Source organism: Thermostichus vulcanus str. 'Rupite', assembly GCF_022848905.1.
GTDB classification, from domain to species: domain Bacteria; phylum Cyanobacteriota; class Cyanobacteriia; order Thermostichales; family Thermostichaceae; genus Thermostichus; species Thermostichus vulcanus_A.
In genome coordinates this window covers 1-18881 of the sequence record NZ_JAFIRA010000038.1, presented here as the reverse complement: position 1 = coordinate 18881, position 18881 = coordinate 1, and the positions used below count along the sequence as shown (strand labels likewise).

19 protein-coding genes, 1 tRNA gene and 2 pseudogenes are annotated in these 18881 nt (G+C 55.2%); 6 read left to right on the top strand and 16 right to left on the bottom strand.

The features are described from left to right. Positions 1-48: 48 nt before the first annotated feature. Positions 49-972, top strand: a complete 924-nt coding sequence (locus tag JX360_RS13125) for a LysR family transcriptional regulator (RefSeq protein WP_244351796.1) — start codon at positions 49-51, stop codon at positions 970-972. Between the two features lie 69 nt (positions 973-1041). Here the strand turns inward: JX360_RS13125 and JX360_RS13120 are convergent, their stop codons facing one another. From JX360_RS13120 to JX360_RS13110, 3 genes are all read right to left on the bottom strand, one after another. Beyond that, complete coding sequence (locus JX360_RS13120) at positions 1042-1746, bottom strand: SDR family oxidoreductase (RefSeq protein WP_244351795.1); 705 nt, start codon at positions 1744-1746, stop codon at positions 1042-1044. Between the two features lie 94 nt (positions 1747-1840). Then, positions 1841-2266, bottom strand: a complete 426-nt coding sequence (locus tag JX360_RS13115; RefSeq protein ID WP_244351794.1) for a hypothetical protein — start codon at positions 2264-2266, stop codon at positions 1841-1843. Beyond that, positions 2263-3108: a tetratricopeptide repeat protein gene (locus JX360_RS13110; protein WP_244351793.1), complete on the bottom strand. Its 846-nt coding sequence runs from the start codon at positions 3106-3108 to the stop codon at positions 2263-2265. The genes JX360_RS13115 and JX360_RS13110 overlap by 4 nt, the downstream gene beginning before the upstream one ends. A gap of 137 nt (positions 3109-3245) precedes the next feature. Between JX360_RS13110 and JX360_RS13105 the strand changes: the two genes are divergently transcribed. Further along, positions 3246-4265 carry an adenylate/guanylate cyclase domain-containing protein gene (locus tag JX360_RS13105; protein ID WP_244351792.1) on the top strand — a complete coding sequence of 340 codons (1020 nt, stop codon included), beginning with the start codon at positions 3246-3248 and terminating at the stop codon, positions 4263-4265. Between the two features lie 25 nt (positions 4266-4290). On the opposite strand, the gene JX360_RS13100 is transcribed toward JX360_RS13105, so the two are convergent. From JX360_RS13100 to rpsO, 7 genes and pseudogenes are all read right to left on the bottom strand, one after another. Next, a complete protein-coding gene (locus JX360_RS13100; protein ID WP_244351791.1) occupies positions 4291-6057 on the bottom strand; it encodes an NADPH-dependent assimilatory sulfite reductase hemoprotein subunit in 1767 nt (588 codons plus the stop codon). Between the two features lie 128 nt (positions 6058-6185). Continuing rightward, positions 6186-8180 (bottom strand): ABC transporter ATP-binding protein/permease, encoded by a 1995-nt coding sequence (locus JX360_RS13095; RefSeq protein ID WP_244351790.1) that lies wholly within the window; start codon positions 8178-8180, stop codon positions 6186-6188. Positions 8181-8283: 103 nt separating this feature from the next. Then, positions 8284-8718: a ribonuclease toxin HepT-like protein gene (locus tag JX360_RS13090; RefSeq protein ID WP_244351789.1), complete on the bottom strand. Its 435-nt coding sequence runs from the start codon at positions 8716-8718 to the stop codon at positions 8284-8286. A gap of 78 nt (positions 8719-8796) precedes the next feature. Continuing rightward, entirely contained in the window at positions 8797-9999 is a 1203-nt protein-coding gene (gene larC / locus JX360_RS13085) for a nickel pincer cofactor biosynthesis protein LarC (protein WP_244351788.1), read from the bottom strand. A 173-nt stretch (positions 10000-10172) separates the two neighbouring features. Continuing rightward, positions 10173-10346 (bottom strand): annotated as a pseudogene (locus JX360_RS18025) (3-deoxy-7-phosphoheptulonate synthase); the annotation flags it as partial. Next, positions 10343-10801, bottom strand: coding sequence for a PAM68 family protein (locus JX360_RS13075; RefSeq protein WP_244351782.1), 459 nt, complete (start codon positions 10799-10801; stop codon positions 10343-10345). The gene JX360_RS13075 and the pseudogene JX360_RS18025, both read right to left, overlap by 4 nt. A 44-nt stretch (positions 10802-10845) precedes the next feature. Then, positions 10846-11121 carry a 30S ribosomal protein S15 gene (rpsO, locus tag JX360_RS13070; protein ID WP_244351779.1) on the bottom strand — a complete coding sequence of 92 codons (276 nt, stop codon included), beginning with the start codon at positions 11119-11121 and terminating at the stop codon, positions 10846-10848. A gap of 93 nt (positions 11122-11214) precedes the next feature. Here rpsO and JX360_RS13065 point away from each other — a divergent pair, with 93 nt between their 5' ends. Then, entirely contained in the window at positions 11215-11898 is a 684-nt protein-coding gene (locus JX360_RS13065) for a HEAT repeat domain-containing protein (protein WP_244351777.1), read from the top strand. Positions 11899-11981: 83 nt separating this feature from the next. On the opposite strand, the gene apcD is transcribed toward JX360_RS13065, so the two are convergent. The 5 genes from apcD to JX360_RS18020 all read right to left on the bottom strand — a co-directional run bounded on the left by apcD (position 11982) and on the right by JX360_RS18020 (position 15984). Continuing rightward, the gene (apcD, locus tag JX360_RS13060; RefSeq protein WP_244351775.1) at positions 11982-12467 is read right to left on the bottom strand and encodes an allophycocyanin subunit alpha-B; all 486 of its coding nucleotides are present in this window, start codon (positions 12465-12467) and stop codon (positions 11982-11984) included. Positions 12468-12642: 175 nt separating this feature from the next. Then, positions 12643-14085, bottom strand: coding sequence for a PilT/PilU family type 4a pilus ATPase (locus JX360_RS13055; protein WP_279611494.1), 1443 nt, complete (start codon positions 14083-14085; stop codon positions 12643-12645). A gap of 113 nt (positions 14086-14198) precedes the next feature. Further along, complete coding sequence (gene folE, locus JX360_RS13050) at positions 14199-14804, bottom strand: GTP cyclohydrolase I FolE (protein WP_425244408.1); 606 nt, start codon at positions 14802-14804, stop codon at positions 14199-14201. Positions 14805-14960: 156 nt separating this feature from the next. Further along, positions 14961-15692: an SDR family oxidoreductase gene (locus JX360_RS13045; RefSeq protein ID WP_244351771.1), complete on the bottom strand. Its 732-nt coding sequence runs from the start codon at positions 15690-15692 to the stop codon at positions 14961-14963. Between the two features lie 34 nt (positions 15693-15726). Then, positions 15727-15984, bottom strand: coding sequence for an Rpn family recombination-promoting nuclease/putative transposase (locus JX360_RS18020; protein ID WP_244351769.1), 258 nt, complete (start codon positions 15982-15984; stop codon positions 15727-15729). A gap of 46 nt (positions 15985-16030) precedes the next feature. Between JX360_RS18020 and metG the strand changes: the two genes are divergently transcribed. The 3 genes from metG to JX360_RS13025 all read left to right on the top strand — a co-directional run bounded on the left by metG (position 16031) and on the right by JX360_RS13025 (position 18488). Beyond that, the gene (gene metG, locus JX360_RS13035) at positions 16031-17581 is read left to right on the top strand and encodes a methionine--tRNA ligase (protein ID WP_244351767.1); all 1551 of its coding nucleotides are present in this window, start codon (positions 16031-16033) and stop codon (positions 17579-17581) included. A 206-nt stretch (positions 17582-17787) separates the two neighbouring features. After that, positions 17788-18327: an FHA domain-containing protein gene (locus JX360_RS13030; protein WP_244351764.1), complete on the top strand. Its 540-nt coding sequence runs from the start codon at positions 17788-17790 to the stop codon at positions 18325-18327. A gap of 89 nt (positions 18328-18416) precedes the next feature. Next, positions 18417-18488: transfer RNA gene (locus JX360_RS13025), tRNA-Gln, on the top strand. A gap of 67 nt (positions 18489-18555) precedes the next feature. On the opposite strand, the pseudogene JX360_RS13020 reads toward JX360_RS13025, so the two are convergent. Then, positions 18556-18752, bottom strand: a pseudogene (locus JX360_RS13020) (transposase); the annotation flags it as partial. Positions 18753-18881 lie beyond the last annotated feature (129 nt).

Sequence of the window (18881 nt, the reverse complement as noted above, 5' to 3'; positions counted from 1 at the left end):
TTTTTTTCTAAAAACGATAAATTGAGATGATGATCCTGAGTCACGCCGATGACCTTAGAACAACTGCGCATCTTTCTGGCTGTAGCGGAGCATCTGCATTTCACCCGTGCCGCCACCGCCCTATTCATCACCCAACCTGCCGTCAGTGCTGCCATCCAAACCCTGGAACGCAGCTACGGGAGCCGGTTGTTTCACCGCCTGGGGCGTCGGGTGGAATTAACCGAAGCCGGACGTTGGCTGCAGACCCACGCCCAACAAATCCTCGACCAAGTTCACCAACTGGAACAGGGCTTGCGGGAGCTCAACCAGTTACAAATGGGGGAGCTGCACCTGGGATCCAGCCTCACCATCGGCAACTACTGGCTGCCCTATCGCATCAGCACCTACAAGCAGCGTTATCCGGGCATACGAGTGCATTGCACCCTGGCCAATACCGAAGCCATTGGTGAAGGGGTTCTGCGGGGAGATTTTGATTTGGGTTTGGTGGAAGGGGTGGTGCGATCAGAGGATCAAACCCAGCTGGAGCAGCGAATCATCGGCTGGGATCGCCTTTGCGTCATCGTTGGGCCGAAACACCCTTGGTTCCATCGGCGGGAGGTCTCTATTGCCGAGCTGACAACAACCGACTGGATTGTGCGGGAACCGGGATCTGGCACACAACAACACTTTGAAGCCGCCCTCGCCCAATGGGGGATCCCACCGGAGTCTCTATCGGTGATCTTGCAACTGCAAAGTGGGGAAATGGTGAAAGCTCTGGTGAGCCAGGGATCCGCTGCCGCTGCGATCTCAGAAATGATGATCCGCAATGAAGTCCGCTTGGGAGACTTACAGGCGGTGCCCCTAACCTCTGGATCGGATGCTCTGCAACGCCCCTTTTTGCTGCTCAAACATCGACAACGCTATACCTCTCGCGCCGCCCAAGCCTTTGAAGACCTGCTTGAACAGGTGGTTGCCCCATCTTTTCCCCCATGAGCAGATGGAGAAGTACCTGGGCCGGCCTACTTCCGTTCAGATCCTTGTCAGCCCCCAAAGCCGGGATCCTCACCAGGGCAACTCGGAGCCATCGTAGTGCCAATAGCGCCCGGTCAACTCGGGGGTAAGCTTTTCAATCACTTTGATCAACCCAGCAATCGATTCCGGTGCCGTGAGGGGGGCATCTGGCCCGCCCATATCCGTTTTCACCCAGCCAGGGCTAAGGGCTGCCAAGATAATCCCATCCGGGGCCAACTCAATCGACATGTACTTGGTAAGCATATTCAGGGCTGCTTTACTGGCGGAGTAGGCATAGCCCCCCTTAACCAAAATGGGCTTGTGGGCAATCGAGCCAATTAAAGAGCTCATGTTGGCAACAATGCTGGTGCCTGCTGCCTTGAGCAATGGGTAAAACGCCTGGGTAACCATGACCGGTGCAACAGTGTTGGTTTCCAGAATCCTCATAAAAGGCTCTTTCTGGGTTTGGCCGAAGGTGAGCCATTCCCCCAGCCCAGCACAGTTGATCAAGATATCCAACTGGGGGGTTTTGGCCCCTACGGCGGCTACAGCGGCTTGAATGGAAGCCTCATCGGTCACATCCAACGGCACCCACTCCACCTGATCAGGGAAGTCAAAGGCCAGCTTGCTCAGAGCCTCCACCGGTTGGCGAGAAGCGGCAAAAACCCGATAGCCCTTGGCCACCAGTTGCTTGACGTATTCCAACCCCAGCCCGCGACTTGCCCCAGTGACCAGTACCGTTTTCATGGATGTCATTGTGTTGCAGCATTAACGTGAGTGCTTGTGGATTTTAGGGCAAAGGGGATCCCTGATTTTGCAGTTTTGGTCACGGATATCCCGCAGTTGCCACTTAAACACAGGGTTGGTTCGACCAGTTTGGATGTCCACGCCCCGGCCAACAGCGCTGCTGGGATCCCACGGTTTCCATCTGCCAACCGGCTTCCGTCCAGCCCATTTCTAGGCGATAACGCTTCCCCTGCACCGAATCATCAGCCAAGCCCTCAATAGTCAAGAGAATCTCCGCCTTCTGGTCAGGTAAATACCGAATGTGCAGAGACTCCCCTTGGCGACCTTCTGGCTCCTGGCGGTAGCGCTGCAACAGCTGGATCCCGATCTGGGCCGGTTCGGATGCGCCAGAGAGATTGTACTGTTCCCGAAAGGCTTGCGGGTTGATCGGCATATATTCTGTCGAATCTCGACAAGCGGGCAACAGGAGCATGAGCAAGCCTATAGGGATCCCTATCGCTGAGCGGGAAGGTCTGGGGAGTCCATTCATGGAGTCGGGGTGCTCTCAGGGTCTTCACTTTCCAGGACAGGATTCTCAACAGGTTGGGGCTGATTCAACTGAGCGTAGAGTGCTGCTTCCCGCTCGATCTGTTCCCGAAGTTGGGGTGGGGCCAAGCGGGCGGCTTGATCAAACAGCTCTGGCGCTTGTGCCCGTAGCGTCTCATCTTCTGCAGAACTGAGGGCCATCGCCTTACCCAACACAGGCGTAAAATCACTGGGATCCGCCGCGATCATCTCATCATAAAGGGCAGTTGCTTTGTCAGTTTGGTTGTCACGGGCATAGACAAAAGCCAATTGCAGACGGGCATCATGATCCTCCGGTACCTCCTTGAGGTGATTTTCCAACAGGGCAATCGCCTCTGAGTTGCGGCCCAAGATCACCTGAGTACTGGCCAGCTCCTGCAAAACCTGACTGTCGCGGGGATCCCCGTCGTAGAGGATTTGCAATTGTTCGACCGCCCCTTCAAGGTCGCCGGTTTCCCGTTGGATTTGGGCCAAAAAGCCCCGCAGGCCCCGATCTTCTGGCTCAAGTTCCACCAACTTTTTCAGCGGCTCAATTGCCCCCTCTGGCTCATTTAACTGCAATTGGGTGTTGATCAACCCTTCCAGAGCAATGCGGTTATCAGGCTCCCGCTCCAGCACGGCTCGATAGCCATCGGCTTCCGTTTGCAGTTGCTCGGTGACCAAGCTGGTATCTGCCGAACTGGACGGCCCAAAAGCTTGCAACAACGGGCCAAAGGAGAAGCTGAGCAGGATCAGCGGCCCAATCACCAACACCAGGGTTTTGAATAGTTTGCGGATCGGAGATTCATTGGGTTTGGACTGAGGCATGAAACGGCTCGCACAGACTTTTCTGTACTCTATCATCTGAGTTGTGGCGGTCAGTTGAGGAAAAACGTATCCAAACCGGAGGCAGCTCCGTATTGGGATTAGGTGTTCTTGTAAAGTCTCTTTTGCTGGAGCCAACGATGCGGATTACTTGTCGCCCCGACAACCTCGTAGTTGAGGCCAGCCCTCTCCACACAGTTCTGGAAAACCTTCTCAATGCAGGGGTGCGCCATGCCCATGCCTGTGGAGGCAATGCCGCCTGCTCCACCTGTCGCATCATGATCCTGGAAGGCAGCGAACATTGTCGCAGCATGACTCCAGCCGAGAAGAAATTGGCGGAACGGCTAGATTTACCTGTTCATATCCGGCTGGCCTGCCAAACTCGCATCACCGGAGATGTGACGCTGCAACGGCTAGTCCTCGACAGGGAAGATGTGGAGGTAGCCCAGCACCAATTGCGGGCTCAGTCCATGGGTAGCCAAGTTTCCGCAGCCATTCTCAGTGCTTCTCTGCGGGGGATGGCCACCTTTGACGAAGATAACTTTCCCTACGACATTGTCTATACCTTGGGCCGCTACTTTACCCAAATGGGTGCGCTCGTGCAGCGGTATCAGGGGGTATTGGCCAGCCACAGCGGCTTCAAAAGCCTGGCGCTTTTTGGCCTCAAAAATCCTCAGAATCCTCAGGACGCAGTACAGCAAGCCCTACAAACGGGGTTAGCTCTCCTGGAATCGGTGGCCAACCTCAACACCACGCTGCGGGAACTCTCTTACCCAGAGGTCAGTCTCACTCTCGGGATCCACTATGGGCCAACCATTTTGCTGAATATCGATCCTCAAGACCCACAACGGGTTTCTGCCTTTGGCAAATCGGTGAATTTTGCCACCTGGCTAGAGTCCGCCAATGGGGAGCTCAGTTCCCAGTTGTTGATCTCTGCACCTGTGTATCGAGCGGTGAAGGAGCAACTCTCGCAAGTGCAGGCGCACCCCGTGAAACCCTCCCCCAACGCCAAGACCATTCAGGTTTATGCCGTGGATCCCAGACAGGCCAACTTACTTCCCAAAGAAGACTCGGTCACCGGATCCCCTTTAGCAACGACCCAGCCGACCGGATGGCTGGAAACGCTACGGGAATGGCTGCGGGCTTGGTCTCGCTTTTAAGGACCCGCACCAGAGAGGGGTTGCCTTAAACGGTTTGTGGGATCTGGGCCTGCAAATAGGGGATCCCAACTCGGTGGCAGTAGTCTCCGAAGGCTTCCTGGGGATAGCGCTCCCGTTTGTAAAGCTGCAACAGGGATCGCATTAGCGGGACAATCTGATCGATGTGAACCCGTTCCTGAAAGACTTGGGCAAGGCGATCCCCCTCGGGGCTGGCTCCCAACCACACTTGGTAATGTTCTGGCGTGGATCCCACCAACCCCAACTCCGCCAGATAGGGGCGGGCACAGCCATTGGGGCAGCCGGTCATGCGCACCAAAAAAGGAGAATCCTGCAACTCCAGCTCCTGTAACAGCCGATCCAACTGGCGGATTAAACCGGGCAAAGCCCGTTCCGACTCGGTAATCGCCAGGCCACAGGTGGGCAAAGCAGGACAGGCCATCGCCAGCCGCACCAATTGGGGAATTTCTTCTTTGGAGAGTACCCCATGGGATTTGAGGATCTGGTTGATCAGATCCCGTTGCCGGTCTTCGATATCAATCAGCAACACATCCTGGGTGGGGGTCACCCGCAAGGGCAAGGAAAAAGCTTCAGTGATCCGGCGCAGCGCCGTTTTCAGTTGCCGAGTCGGGCTGTCTTGAATGCGGCCATTCTCGATGGAAATCCCCAAAAACCAACGGCCATCCCCCTGTTCATGCCAACCCAGGTAGTCATCGCTGTTGGGGACAAATTTGGGCAAGGGGCGGAACCGTTGCAGTTTCTCCCCAACATACTCCTCCACCACGCGGCGGAACTTGCGGATCCCCCACTTCCTGACCAAATACTTCAGCCGCGCCTGCTTGCGATCGCTACGGTTGCCGTGATCCCGCTGTACCGCCAAAATCGCTTGGCAAATCTGATGGACAGACTCTGGTGGAGCAAAACAGAGCTTTTGGGCTAGGAGCGGCTCGGTTTCTTCTTTGCCGTGGGTACGGCCCATCCCCCCACCCACTACGATGTTAAAGCCCTTAAGACTGCCTTTGCGATCGGTGAGGACGATGAGGCCCAAATCTTGGGAATAGACATCCACCGTGTTTTCTCCAGCCACAGTGATGGCTGTTTTGAACTTGCGCGGCAAATAGACCGGGCCATACAGGGGTTCAGGTCCTTCCAGGCGCACCCCATGGCCGACAAATTCTTGCGCGACCAAGACATCTTCATCCACGGGCGGGATGGGAATGGGTTCACCATCCACCCAGATTTCGTAGTAGGCGGAGGTTTTCGGGGCTAGCAAATCCGCCAACTTGCGGGCATATTCTTGGGCATAGCGGTAGGCCGGGCGGTTTTTGTAGGGGGCGACGGGGGCCATGACATTGCGGTTGACATCACCGCAAGCAGCCAGGGTGGATCCCATCTGGTGCAGAATGCTGGCTAGGGTGGCTTTGAGATTCTTTTTCAGGATCCCGTGGAGCTGAAAGGTCTGTCGCGTCGTGGCCCTGAGGGTGCCGTTGCCGTATTGATCCGCCAGCCGATCCAGGGTCAGATACAGCTGCGGGGGCACATGCCCGCCGGGGATCCGGGTGCGCAACATCATGGAGTAATCCCGTTCTCGGCCCTCCTGTCGTCGCTGCTGGCGGGTATCCCGGTCATCCTGTTGATAGGTACCGTGGAACTTGAGCACCTGAACAGCAGCTTCGCTGAAATGGGTGGTGTCTTCGGCCAGTTCCTCCAGCAGGGGATCCCGCAAAAAATGGCTCTGTTCCTTGATCTGTTCAACCTTGGAACGCTTAACTTCGGATGCAGCGACGGAGCTCATGTGTTTATCCTCCGGTAATCCGGTCGGAATACCTGTGAAAACAAACTATCACCTCGATTGGGCTGCGTCCAGTGAGGCGTAGAGCCGCAACATCTTGTTAGAGAATGCCAAGAAATCTGCTGCGTTCCTTAACTGGCCATCGCCAGGTGAGCGCTGTACTCTGCTGCTGACCACAACTGCCAAGCAGAGCCACCTTGTAGCTCCAACACCAGGTCGTGGTAGGCCAACAAACTGGGGCGGTGCCCGACGCTGATGTAGGTGGTGTTCAAGTGTTGCAGTTGTAGATAGAGGAGTTTTTCATTGGCCACATCCAGGGCACTGGTGGCCTCATCCAGAATGGCGTAGCGAGGTTGGGTAATCAAAATGCGGGCAAAGGCCAGTCGCTGTTGTTCCCCCAGAGACAGGGTGTTGGCCCAGTCCTTCTCAGCATCAAACCCATCCAACCGTTCCGGCAGCCCGCCCAGATTCACCTGGTTGAGCACCCGTACCAAATCCTCATCCGTGAGATCCTGCCGACGCATCGGGTAAAGCAGTTGATCCCGTAGGGATCCCAGCAACATGTAGGGCTTCTGGGGCAGGAAGAGCATCTCTTCGGTGTCCGGTCGGGTTATAGATCCCTTGCCATTCGTCCACAATCCGGCGATAGCCCGCAGCAGAGAGCTTTTCCCACTGCCACTCACCCCAACGATCAGTAGCCGTTGGCCTGCTTCCAAGGCAAAGGAGAGATCCCGCACCAGGGTCTGTTCAGAATTGGGGGTGAGCAAAGTGACATTATTGAGCGCCAGTTGATGGGCGATGCGAGTTTGAATGGTGCTCTCCCGATCCCTGGTGTAGCGCAGAGCCGGATCCTCAAGAGACTCGTGAAAGGCCCCAAGACGGTTGATCCCGGCGGCAAAGCTGGAAATGCTCTGAATCTGGTTGGCCACAATTGACAGAGCGCTCAACACTTGGCTAAAGGCGATGGTGGCTTGGGTAATGGTGCCGAAGTCTCGCACGCCGCTGAAGTAGAGGGGGGCGACGATCACATAGGGCACAATACGGGTGAAATAGTTGTAGGCGTACTGAAAGATATCGATGACAGCCTGCCAAATGATCAACAAGTTAAAGTTGCGCAGTGCCGAACCGAACCGCTCCAGAATTTGCCTGAGTTCCTGGCCTTCCCCTTGATAAAATGCTATCGACTCCGCGTTATCCCGCACATGTACCAAGCTGTAGCGGAAGTCAGCTTCGTAACGCAGTTGATCAAAGTTAATCTTGATCAGCTTACGACCCGCCAAAATGGCGATCCCCGTCCCAACCGTGGCATAGATTACCAATCCCAGAGCCAGAGGCCGAGAAATACCATAAAGAATGCCCGTGAAAGCATAGAGGGTGAGAATCGAGTCGAGAATATCCAGCAGAAACGAAAGGGTTGTACCCGTAAAGGAGCGGACATCCTCCGACATCCGTTGGTCAGGGTTATCAATTTCGGTATTGGCGGCGTTGGAATCTAGCTCATAATAAGCCCGCTGGTCAAAGTAGCGATCCAGAAAATATTGGGTCAGCCACTCTCGCCAAAACAGGCCCAATTTGAGGCGGGTATATCGGTAGATCACCAAAATTGGAATCGCTGAGATGATCAGCACTCCATAAATAATTAAAAATTGCCAGAAGGTCGGTTCTTCTTTTTGTTGGAGAGCCGTGTCGATAAACCGGAAGATGAAGCTAATCATCACATTCAGGCGGTTCACCGTCAGGGAGAGGAACAGCAAAAAGGTGAGGAGCACCCACTGCACCCAACGTTGGTGAATCTGTCGCCATACCGCCACAAAACAGAGGCTGCTCAGGCCCAAGCTCACTGCCGCTACCCACAGAACCGGCGAGACCAAATTTCTTTCGGTCTGGGCCACCAGCCCTGCCGCTACATTGGTAAAAAACTCCGGGAACAGAGCCTGACCCGCCAGTGTCACCCCAATCTCGACAAAAAACATCAAAGCGACCACGAACACCATGGCCGCTGCCAGCAAACCCAAGAAGATCCAGCCCCCACGCCGCACCACCGGATAAAAGTAGGGCTGAGCCACCGTGATAAAGCGATTCCAAAGTCTGCGGTCAAAGTTAAATTGCGAGGTTTGGGATTCCATCTTTTTGTCGTTCGAGAGAGGGGGTTACATTGCCATCTCCCAGGCTAGCAGCCAGGGATCCCAAACTGCGTTCATCAAAAGCAAATGGAAGGCAGAAGCTGGGTTAAGGCGGATCCCAGTCGGGTGAAGTTTCCAGTTGATCCGCAAGGGCCCGCAACCAAGCTCCAAACTGTCGCAGATCCTGTTCTAAGGCTCGCCACACATCCGGATAGTGGCTGAGCAATAGGGCAATGCGCTCGGGATCCAGCTCATAGCCGTACACACTGCGAACAACCTGTCGGAACCCCAAAAATTCCTGTAATGCGGAGGCTGTCGAGGCCGATAATACGGCTGGACGACCTTGGCGCTCATCGCTCATCCGGTCGAGAAGGTGCTTGTGCCAGTCAGCTCCAGCAGGCAAGCCCCCATTCATCTCCATCGCAATCAGACGAAAAATGCGCTCACAGCCTGTATAAAAGTTGTGGAGTTTCAGGGCAAGACTCTCGTAGAACAGTTCTAGTTCTGCATTCGGAGTTGTCGGGCTTGAGCTTGTTGCCAATACTCCCAATAGCGGCGATCCACCCTTCCACCCCTTCGTAGCACTTCCATCCTGCTGACCCTCACCCAAAAGCTTTTCTCAGGTGGGATCCCCTTGGTGGCGCCGCTGCCAAACCGACTGAGCCGCCAACCACACCGTCTGTACCGGTACTCGATATTCCTGGGCGCGGGCAGCACAGTCCCGGAACTCCGGTTGAGCATTGACGATACGGCCATGGTGGCGGGCCACCTTTATATCTACCAAGCCATAGGGGGTTTCCACCCGCTCGATCACCCGTTCTAGCAAAGTCCGTTGCTCTTGAGCATGGCGGATCCCTAGGGTGGTGGTTTCTCGGAAGATCAGGTTTTGACACTCGGGCACCCGATCCGGTGGACAGATCACCGTCAGCAGCACCCCCGGTCGCCCCTGCTTCATGGTGACTGGCTGCGTAAAGACATCCCAGGCCCCAAGGGCTAATAACTGCTCACAGGTGTAAGCAATCACCTGAGGGTTGAGATCGTCGATTTGAGTTTGTAACACCGAAACTGTTTCCGTTAGTTCGCCACCAGCAGTCTCACCAATCCAGAGGCGCAACACATTCGGGATCGGCAGCTCACGGGTGCCCGCACCGCGCCCCACCTTCTCCACCCGCATCGGTGGGCAGGGGACAAAGTCTTCGGCCAGAGCTACAGCCAAGGCTGCCCCCGTCGGCGTGACCAACTCCGCTTCCACCCCATTGCTAAACACAGGCACACGGGCCATTTCCCACAGCTCGATCACCGCTGGTACAGGCACCGACAGCTTGCCATGCTCTGTATTCACCCAGCCCCCCCCAATCGGATGAGGGGAAGACAGCACCTGCTCCACCCCAAGCCAATCCAGGCCAATGCAGGTACCGACAATATCCACCAAGGCATCCACCGCCCCCACTTCGTGAAAGTGGACTTTTTCCAGCGGCATTTGATGCACCTTTGCTTCCGCCTGCGCCAGCTTGTAAAACACCTCCAGGCTGCGGGCCTTAATTGCCGGGGCCAACCGGGATCCCTCGATCAGAGATTGGATTTCCGGCCAGTGACGGGCAGAGTGTTCCTCTCTATGGGATCCGAGCGCCTCCACCACCGCATGTAAAGCTGGCTGACCACACCGCTGCACCCGATTGACCTGCAGGTTAAATTCCCCTTCTAGCCCCAAAGCTTGCAGCTGCTGGTTCAAGTACTCCAGCGGCACCCCACAATCCAGCAACGCCCCCAAGCACATATCGCCTGCGATACCTGCTGCACAGTCGAAGTAGGCCAATTTCATCGTTGACGCCCAGAATGCCGACCCCATTGTAAGCGGCAAGGAGGAAGGAGATTCCCTTGCGAGGGTTCGTTGGGCTTTAGGGATCCCACCCCAACCCCTAGGGCTTCAGACGGCGACCGCAAGCGGCTTGTAAGCTCCCCCTCCCCCCCACAAGAACTTGACTTCTATGAAGGGGGGCCGTACTGCTGAATCTCCAGCTCATCTAGGCTAGCGGTATCCCCCACCAAGCCGATCACCACCCTGTCTTTGCCGACGATCTTTTCTGGAGTCAGGCCCATTTGGGAAAATGGCTAGCTGAGCTGCTCGATCTCCTCCATTGGGCTGCCACTTTTCATCCCAACAATCATGATGAGGTCTCTCCAGAGTCAGAAGAGTCAGGGGCGGCGGCGGATGCTCGCCACTGCTTGAGCGTATTACCGAGATTACGTCGAAACTCCCCAATGCCCAAAAGGGATCCCGGCTCCGGATCCCAGGACGCCGAAAACACACCGTAGCTGATGCCTAAAAAACCCAAGCCAAAGCAAGCTAGCGACTCAACTAGGGTGAAATAGCTGGGCAAAGCTACCACGTGGTTGACCAGTAGGTAGTAGTTGACAAAGAAGCTGCTCAACCCAATCCCAGAAGGGATCCCACAAAAAATTAGCATCCGACGCACCATCCGACGACTAACTTCAGGCGGAATGGGGACTAACGACTCCTTCTCCACCGGAGCGGCAGCAGAACTGGGGGCAGAGCGGCGACGGGAGGTTTTGGAAGAGACCTTGGAGGAGTAGCGGCTGGATTTGCCCACAGGTTTACTCACACTGACTCACACGAATAGCTCTGAATAGTGCTCTGGTAGCGCCCTTACTTTTTCACCCGGATGTTGAGCCGTTCGGTCAAGTTACGGAAACGATCGGGAGAGTGCTTAGCAATGTAGCTGAGCAACCGCTTGCGGCGGCCGATCATCATCAACAAACCGCGGCGGGAGTTGAAATCTTTCGGGTTTTTTTGGAGGTGCTGAGAGATCTGGTTGATGCGGTTGGTCAGCAGAGCCACCTGAACATCGGCGGAACCGGTGTCGGTTTCATGAAGCTGGTAGCCGTCGATGATCTCCTGCTTCTCTTGCTGCAATAAGGCCATAAGATCGTAGAGAGTGATGCACTGCTTACAGATGATAACACTGGCTTTTCGGCCTTTGCTATCGCCGCAGAATGTTGTTGGGAGAAAGTGGCTATGGAAGCAAACGCTGGGGATCCCCCGACGCTAGCGGATCTACTGGAGTTGCTGAACTCTCAAGATTTGGGGGATCGGTTGCGCGCGGTCAATTTGGCCCGGCAATTGCCTGGGGAAGAAACCCTGACGCTGCTGCATCGGGCTGTCACCGATGAAAATGCCCGTGTGCGTTATGCCGCCATTAGCCAGATGGGCACCGTTTCTGGGGTGGATCCCGCCCCGATTTTGCCGATCCTACGCCAAGCTCTTGAGCAGGATCCGGAATTTGATGTGCGGGCAGCGGCGGCGGCAGCTTTGGGTGATCTGAAACAACCGCAAGCTCTGACGGACTTGTTGGCGGCTTACCAGCGAGAAAAGGAATGGCTGGTGCAGTTCAGCATTGTGGCAGCCCTGGGGGAACTGGGCAATCCGGAGGCCTTCGATACCTTGGTGCAAGCCTTACAGGGAGAAAGCGAGCTGATCTCCACAGCAGCGGCAGCCGCTTTAGGGGATTTGGGGGATCCCCGTGCCATTCCCTTTTTGGATCCCTTGATTGATTCGGATGATTGGCAATTGCGCTATCGCATCTGTATTGCCTTAGGCCGATTGGGGACAGAAGCCGCCCGGCCCGGATTGACTCGTCTGGCTCAAGATCCGCAGGAACAGGTGGCTATTCATGCCCGCCATGCCCTTGGATCCCTGTAAGATATGGATTTTCTCAACAAAAAGCCTGCCCAAGGAAGGCAGGCCAAAGCTCTCCAAGGGGGTGAAAGGACTGCCCCGAGCATTTATCCCATCGCATTGATAATGTAGTCGAAGTAGGGGGCGGCTTCCGCAGCCGCAGCTGGCTCCAACAAACTGAGGGCCGCCTCCTTCAGGAACACAATCGCATCGATCATGCCAGGAATGGGTACATTCAGGGCGTTGTACATCTCCCGCACCCCGACCAACCCGATGGACTCTATCGGCTCTTTGCTCCCGGCAATGATGCCATAAGTCACCAGACGCAAGTACCAGTCGTAATCCCGTAAGCACTGGTTGTAGCGCTTGTCGCCATAGGCGTTGCCACCCGGTTGTCTGTATTCGGGCCGCTTGCTAAACAGTTGCTTTTGCGCTTGGTCGATGATGCGCTTTCTGTTCTCCGTCAGCACCTGAGCAATTTGCAAGCGCTTTTCGCCAGTGGTCATATAGTCTTTAACAGCTTGAAGTTCGCTGACCGAGAGATAACGCAGCTGGTCATCTGCACTCTCGATGATCTGGTTGATCACGCTCACCGTAGGGGGTCTCCTGTTTTCTAGCTTTATCTAAATCTGAATGATCGGTAATGAATGAAAACACAGCCTGGCCAAGCCAGCACTGCCAATTGCTCTCAGTTTAGGGCAGGGCGGCTATTCCCTCAAGCGATCTTTACCTGACCTAACGCCGCCTTCCCATAGGGTTAGAACAGGATCAAATCCGGCCTCGCAGCCATTGGGCCATCTCATTGCGACGGGGAGCAGCCTCTAGGCAAACCTCTTCCGTAATGCGCCCCTCCTGGTAAAGGTTAAACAAAGACTGGTTCATCGTACACATTCCTTCATAGGATCCCTCGGCGATCAACTCCTCGATTTCATCCACCGCACCTCGCTTGATGTAGTCCCGAATGGCGTCGGTATTGCGCAGAATTTCATGGGCAGCGGCTCGTTTGCCATCGGTGGTGCGTACCAAGGTTTGGGCGATGATGGCCACCAAGGTTTCTGACAGCTGTAAACGCATCGGCTCTTGTTCTTCGGGCTTGTAGATCCCAAGCAAGCGCTCAATGGTACGAACAGCACTGTTGGTGTGCAAAGTGCCAAAAACAAGGTGACCGGTTTGACCGGCCTTCAGCGCGATGTCCACGGTTTCTCGATCCCGCATCTCCCCAATCAGGATCACATCCGGATCTTCCCGGAGAGAGGCTTTAAGGGCATTGGCAAATTCCAGCGTATGGATCCCGACTTCCCGCTGCCGGATCATGGATTTCTTACTTTGATGGACAAATTCCACCGGATCCTCGATGGAGATGATGTGTTTGGGAAAATTGGAGTTGATGTAGTCCACCATGGCAGCCAAGGTGGTGGATTTACCGGATCCCGTTGGGCCAGTCACCAGCACCAAGCCTTTGTGTTCTTCAGAGATGCGCTTCAGAACCTCTGGTGCGCGCAACTGCTCCAAAGTCAGAATTTTTAGTGGGATCAGACGCATCACCAGAGCGGGGCCAAGTAGGGAAACGAAGCAGTTGACCCGGCAACGCACCAAGTTCTCGTATTGAATGGCTGTATCCAGCTCTAGGCATTCCTCAAACTGGCGGATTTGACTCTCAGGTAGGCTTTCCCGTAACCAGCCGTAGAACATCTCAGTGGTGGTGACCGGGTAGTTGGTCAAGAGCATCTGCCCCCGATCCCGAAACCGGGGAACTTCTCCCACCCCCAAGTGAATGTCGGAATAGCCATTGTCGTAAGCCTCTTGCACCAGCTGGCGCAGCGTCAATCCTGAGGAGGGCGCTCCAGCAGCACCGCGAGGCGTCGCAGGCATCATCGGGATCCGTCCAGAAGCGGTTGGACGGGCCGGCGGAGCAAAGGGCATACCTGCAGGAGCAGCACTGGGTGCAGACCCCAGGCCAGGCATTGGCATCTGGGGAGGTGCTGCAGCCACGCCTGGAGGAATGGGACGACCCATGATCGCCCCGGCGCGAATCGCATCTTGGGGAGAAGCTGCCCCTGAACCCATCACGGGATCCAGTTGAGTGGGGGGCTCCACTTTCGGTGTGTAGGCAGCCGGACGCGAAGGACGTTGCATCACAGGGGGGGTGGGGGGTTTCCAGTCGGAGTCTAAGTCAGTGGGAAATTGGCTCTCGGGGCTGACTTCACTCATAACGGGCCTCACTTCCGGCAGAATTTGCGTCGATCTTACGCTAGTATTCCCCGTCCGGCGACAAGCTTAACCCTTACTAAGGCAATGCTTTGCAGATAGTACCTCAAGACCCCCTAAAAACTGGCCGGATGGCGAATCAAACTGAGAAATTCTTCACGAGTGCGGGGATCCTCCTGAAACACACCCACCATGGAGCTGGTCACAGTCCAGGAGCCGGGTTTTTGGACACCGCGCATCACCATGCACATGTGGCTGGCTTCCATCACCACCCCCACACCATAGGGATCCAGTACCTCCATCAGGGCTTCCGCCACCTGTCGGGTGAGACGTTCCTGCACCTGGAGACGGCGGGAATACATCTCCACAATGCGAGCAATTTTGCTTAGTCCAACCACCTTTTGTTTGGGGATATAGGCCACATGAGCCTTGCCAATGAAAGGCAGCATGTGGTGCTCACATAGGCTGAACATGGAGATATCCCGCAGCAACACCATCTCGTCATGGCCAACATCAAAAATGGCTCCGTTGATCAACTCGTCTAAAGATTGCTGGTAGCCACTGGTCAAAAATTTCAGGGCCAGAGCCACCCGTTTTGGGGTGTTTTCCAACCCTTCCCGCTTGGGATCCTCGCCAATGCCTCGCAGCAAAGTCTCCACGGCTTCCACCATGGCCGGATCGGGGATATCCGCTCTGGACTCTTCGTCCACAAGGTTAGACAGATCGCGTACTACCCGAGATTTGAGACTGTTTTTGTCGTTCAGGCGAGACTGTGAACCGGATCCGGATTGAGCAAGGGTCATGAGCGTGTTCCTTATTGAACGAAGCTTGTGTACAAGAGGAATAGAGCGGCACAACTGCAGAACAGTTGGGTAAGTCTAGAGGATCCCAGCCGTAGGCATCAGAGTGAGATCTTCTACTACTGCACCGCTGGGTAAGCGCACAATGTAGGCGATGAGATCGGCCACCCATTCCGCCGAAAGCATTTTGGAACGATCGAAACGGACAGCAACGGTGTCCGTATCCCAAATTGGGGTATCGACAGAGCCAGGGCAGAGGCTGGTGACCCGAATGCCGTGTTGTCGCTCCTCTTCCGCCAAAGCTTGAGAAAAGCCCATTAAGCCAAACTTGCTGGCACAGTAGACTCCCCAATCGGGAAAGGCGCGTTTACCCGCAATGGAGACGACGTTGACAATGGTGCCGAAGCGTCGTTGGCGCATACCGGGAAGTACCGCTTGCGCACAGAGAAAGGCCGCCGTCAGGTTGAGGTCGATCACCCGCTGCCAATCCGATAACGATAAAGTTGCCAAGGGGCCAACGTAGGCCATACCCGCATTATTGACCAAGACATCGCACGGGCCAAAATCCGCCAGCAGAGACTGCAACCGCTGGGGCAATGCGGGCAAATCAGATAGGTCAATGGGGTAAACCTCCGCTCTACCCCCCAAGTCCTTAATCTCCGTCTGCACTGCCACCAAATCGGGGTGAGAACGGGCTACTAGGGCTACAGGGATCCCTTGTTGGGCTAAGGTTAAGGCTACAGCTCTGCCAATCCCCCGGCTGGCGCCTGTAATCAGCGCCCCCTGCGGAATCTTTGCGTCAAAACTCATTCAGAACAAGGCTTTGGAATGCGCTCCATCGGTGCTAGCGCCACCAAAACCTGAGAGACTTCATGAACAAGTGTAACACCGATCTTCTGGCAAGCCGAATGGAGTCTACCAAATAAAGAGGAATTTCCCTTTGACTGGGTAAAAAGATTCCATCTAAACGGAAAGCAGTCTCTTTGATTTCCTGAGAGGCGAACCGATACTGGGATCCCAAACCAGGATCGAGTCCCAACAGTTCAAACAAAAGTGAAGGGAACGACTGAAACAGTTGGTAGAAAATCGAGTCTGTTCGCATCTGAATCCCCGCCCTCTATCATGGGAGAACGCTTTGCCGATTGCCCATGCCGGATCCCACTTTTGTCATCACCACCCCGATCTACTACGTCAACGCCGCCCCTCACATTGGCAGTGCCTACACCACGATGATCGCGGATGCCATCGCCCGCTACCACCGCCTGCGGGGTCAAGATGTACTCATGGTGACGGGAACCGACGAACACGGCCAGAAGATCCAACGCACCGCCGAAGAACGCGGGATCCCACCACAGCAGCACTGTGACGAACTCTCTACCGAGTTTGTCAAGCTCTGGCAGCTCCTGAATATCCGCCATGACCGCTTTATTCGCACCACGGATCCCCGTCATAAAGCGATTGTGCGGGAATTTTTTCAGCGGGTTTGGGAGCAAGGGGATATTGTTACCGGGCGGCAACAGGGCTGGTACTGTGTCTCCTGTGAAGAGTTCAAAGACGAAGACGAACTCCTCGAAGGGGGCTTCTGCCCGCTCCACCCCAACAAAAAAGTGGAATGGAAAGATGAAGAAAACTATTTCTTTCGCCTCTCCCGCTACCAAGAGAAACTGGAAACCCTCTACGCCACGCATCCCGAATTCATTCAACCGGAGAGCCGCCGCAACGAGGTGCTCAGCTTTGTCAAACAGGGCCTGCGGGATTTTTCCATTTCTCGCCCCAGCGTCTCCTGGGGGATCCCTTTCCCGACGGATCCCAGCCAAACCATCTATGTCTGGTTTGATGCCCTGATTAACTACCTCAGTGCCGCTCTGGATCCCGCCGATGAACCCACCTTGGCCAATGCCCTGCGCCGCTACTGGCCTGCCGATGTGCACCTCGTCGGTAAAGATATCGTTCGCTTCCACGCCATTTACTGGCCGGCCATGCTTCTATCTGCCGGGTTACCCCTACCCAAACAAGTTTTTGGGCATGGGTTCCTCACCAAAGATGGCATGAAAATGGGCAAAAGCCTGGGGAATACTCTGGATCCCTTTGAGCTGACCCAGCAGTACGGCCCGGATGCCGTGCGCTACTACTTTTTGACAGAAATCGAACTGGGCAAAGATGGAGATTTTAGTGAGAGCCGTTTTATCGATGTGCTCAATGCCAACTTGGCCAATGACCTGGGCAATCTGCTCAACCGCACCCTGAACATGCTCAAAAAATACCGGGACTACCGCATTCCCTCTGTCGGGATTCCGGAGGATAACCCCCTCAAGGCTTTGGCCCAAACCCTCACCCCTGTTGTGGCTGAGGCTTACGAGCGGCTGGATCTCAGTTTGGCCGCCCAAAAAACCCTCAGTCTGGCCCAGGCCAGCAACAAATATCTGGATGAACAAGCCCCCTGGACGTTGCACAAGCAGGGGAAAAGCGAACAGGTGGCCGAGATCCTCTACTCCGTCCTAGAAAGTGTGCGCTGGGTAGCCGTATTGCTCTCCCCCGTGGTTCCGGATCTTAGCCTGAAAATCTTGCAACAACTGGGCTTTCAGCTCACCGATGCCACTCAACTGCGCTGGGATCCCGACACCACCTGGGGACAACTCCCCGCCGAGCAAGAACCCCAGTCCCCCACCCCTGTTTTTCAGAGGATAGTCAAAGAATAGTCAAGGGTAGACAAGGGCTTTGCTTGGTTCATAAGTTTTAGGGAGAATGAGTTATCCCTGTACTTCTTGTTCGTGGGTTCTCTGTCAACCTACGGAAAAGCATTCTGTGCTATGAACCCTACAGGGGTGGTAGGGGTTGGCTCCGACGTCCTGAATGGAGACATAACTTGATGTGGGCATTGCTTAGCGTTGAGGGGGAGAAGCCATTGCCACATGACGTTTTTACTTCGGTTACTGAGATTGGCGGGGTAGATCTTCCAGCCGGTCAAGATTCGGATAGGTCGGAGGAGTTGTTTGATCGGATACCGGAGCAGCCGCTGTCTTACCCAGAGTTCACGCTGTCGATTTGTCATCCCCTCAGGCCCTGTAGCTACATTTTGCGGGAAGCTGCCTACGCAGTTGGACGGGATCCCTCCAATGCCCTGCAAATCGTTAATCGTTTTGTTTCCCGTCGCCATGCTTATCTGGTGCGGGTGCCCACCAAATCCAGTCGTACAGGTTTTACCTATTGCTTGATCGATGGCAACCGGCGCGGCCAATCCAGTACCAATGGGGTGTTTGTCAACGGGACGCGGGTGGCTACTCATTACCTGAAGAGCGGGGATGTGATCTACTTTGGGCCGGAGATACGGGCCTATTTCTTCGAGGTGGCTCGTATTCCCCATGTGCCCAATCCATTTATTTCCGGCATTACGGAAGACCCTCGCCGGGGATCGGGATCCATTCGGGCGGAGTCTGACTTGTAGGGTTGTCCAGCTCGGTTCAACCCAAGGGATCCAATCTCATCTGTTGACAGAGGCAAAGCAGCATCGCTAAATTGGTTAAGCGCTTGAGTTGGGGCATCGCCAAGCGGTAAGGCAGCGGGTTTTGGTCCCGCCATTCGGTGGTTCGAATCCATCTGCCCCAGTCTTTACGAAAAGCAGCGTAAAGCCCCCGGTTTCTAACCGGGGGATATAAGCGCAGGCTGAATTGATTCAGCCGTGGTGTGGGGCATTGATGTAGTCCAGCACCGTCTGAGAGCTAATCTTTCCAGTTGTGTCAAACCCATAGGAATGTGTCCACAAGCTGGGCAGTTTAAGCAATTCTGGAAACTCTTGCCTGAGAACACGAGACGACCGTCCCTTCAACGCCTTTCAACCAAAAGGTGAACATGGTCAGACGCGATTTCCATCGTACAATAGTCCCCATGAAACGGGTCACCACCACACTCAAGCTCAAGTTTCTTGACCTCAATGCGGTCAAAGCAGAGATGTTTAACCAGACGGTTTGTGCGACAACCGAACTGGCAAACGAACTGCTC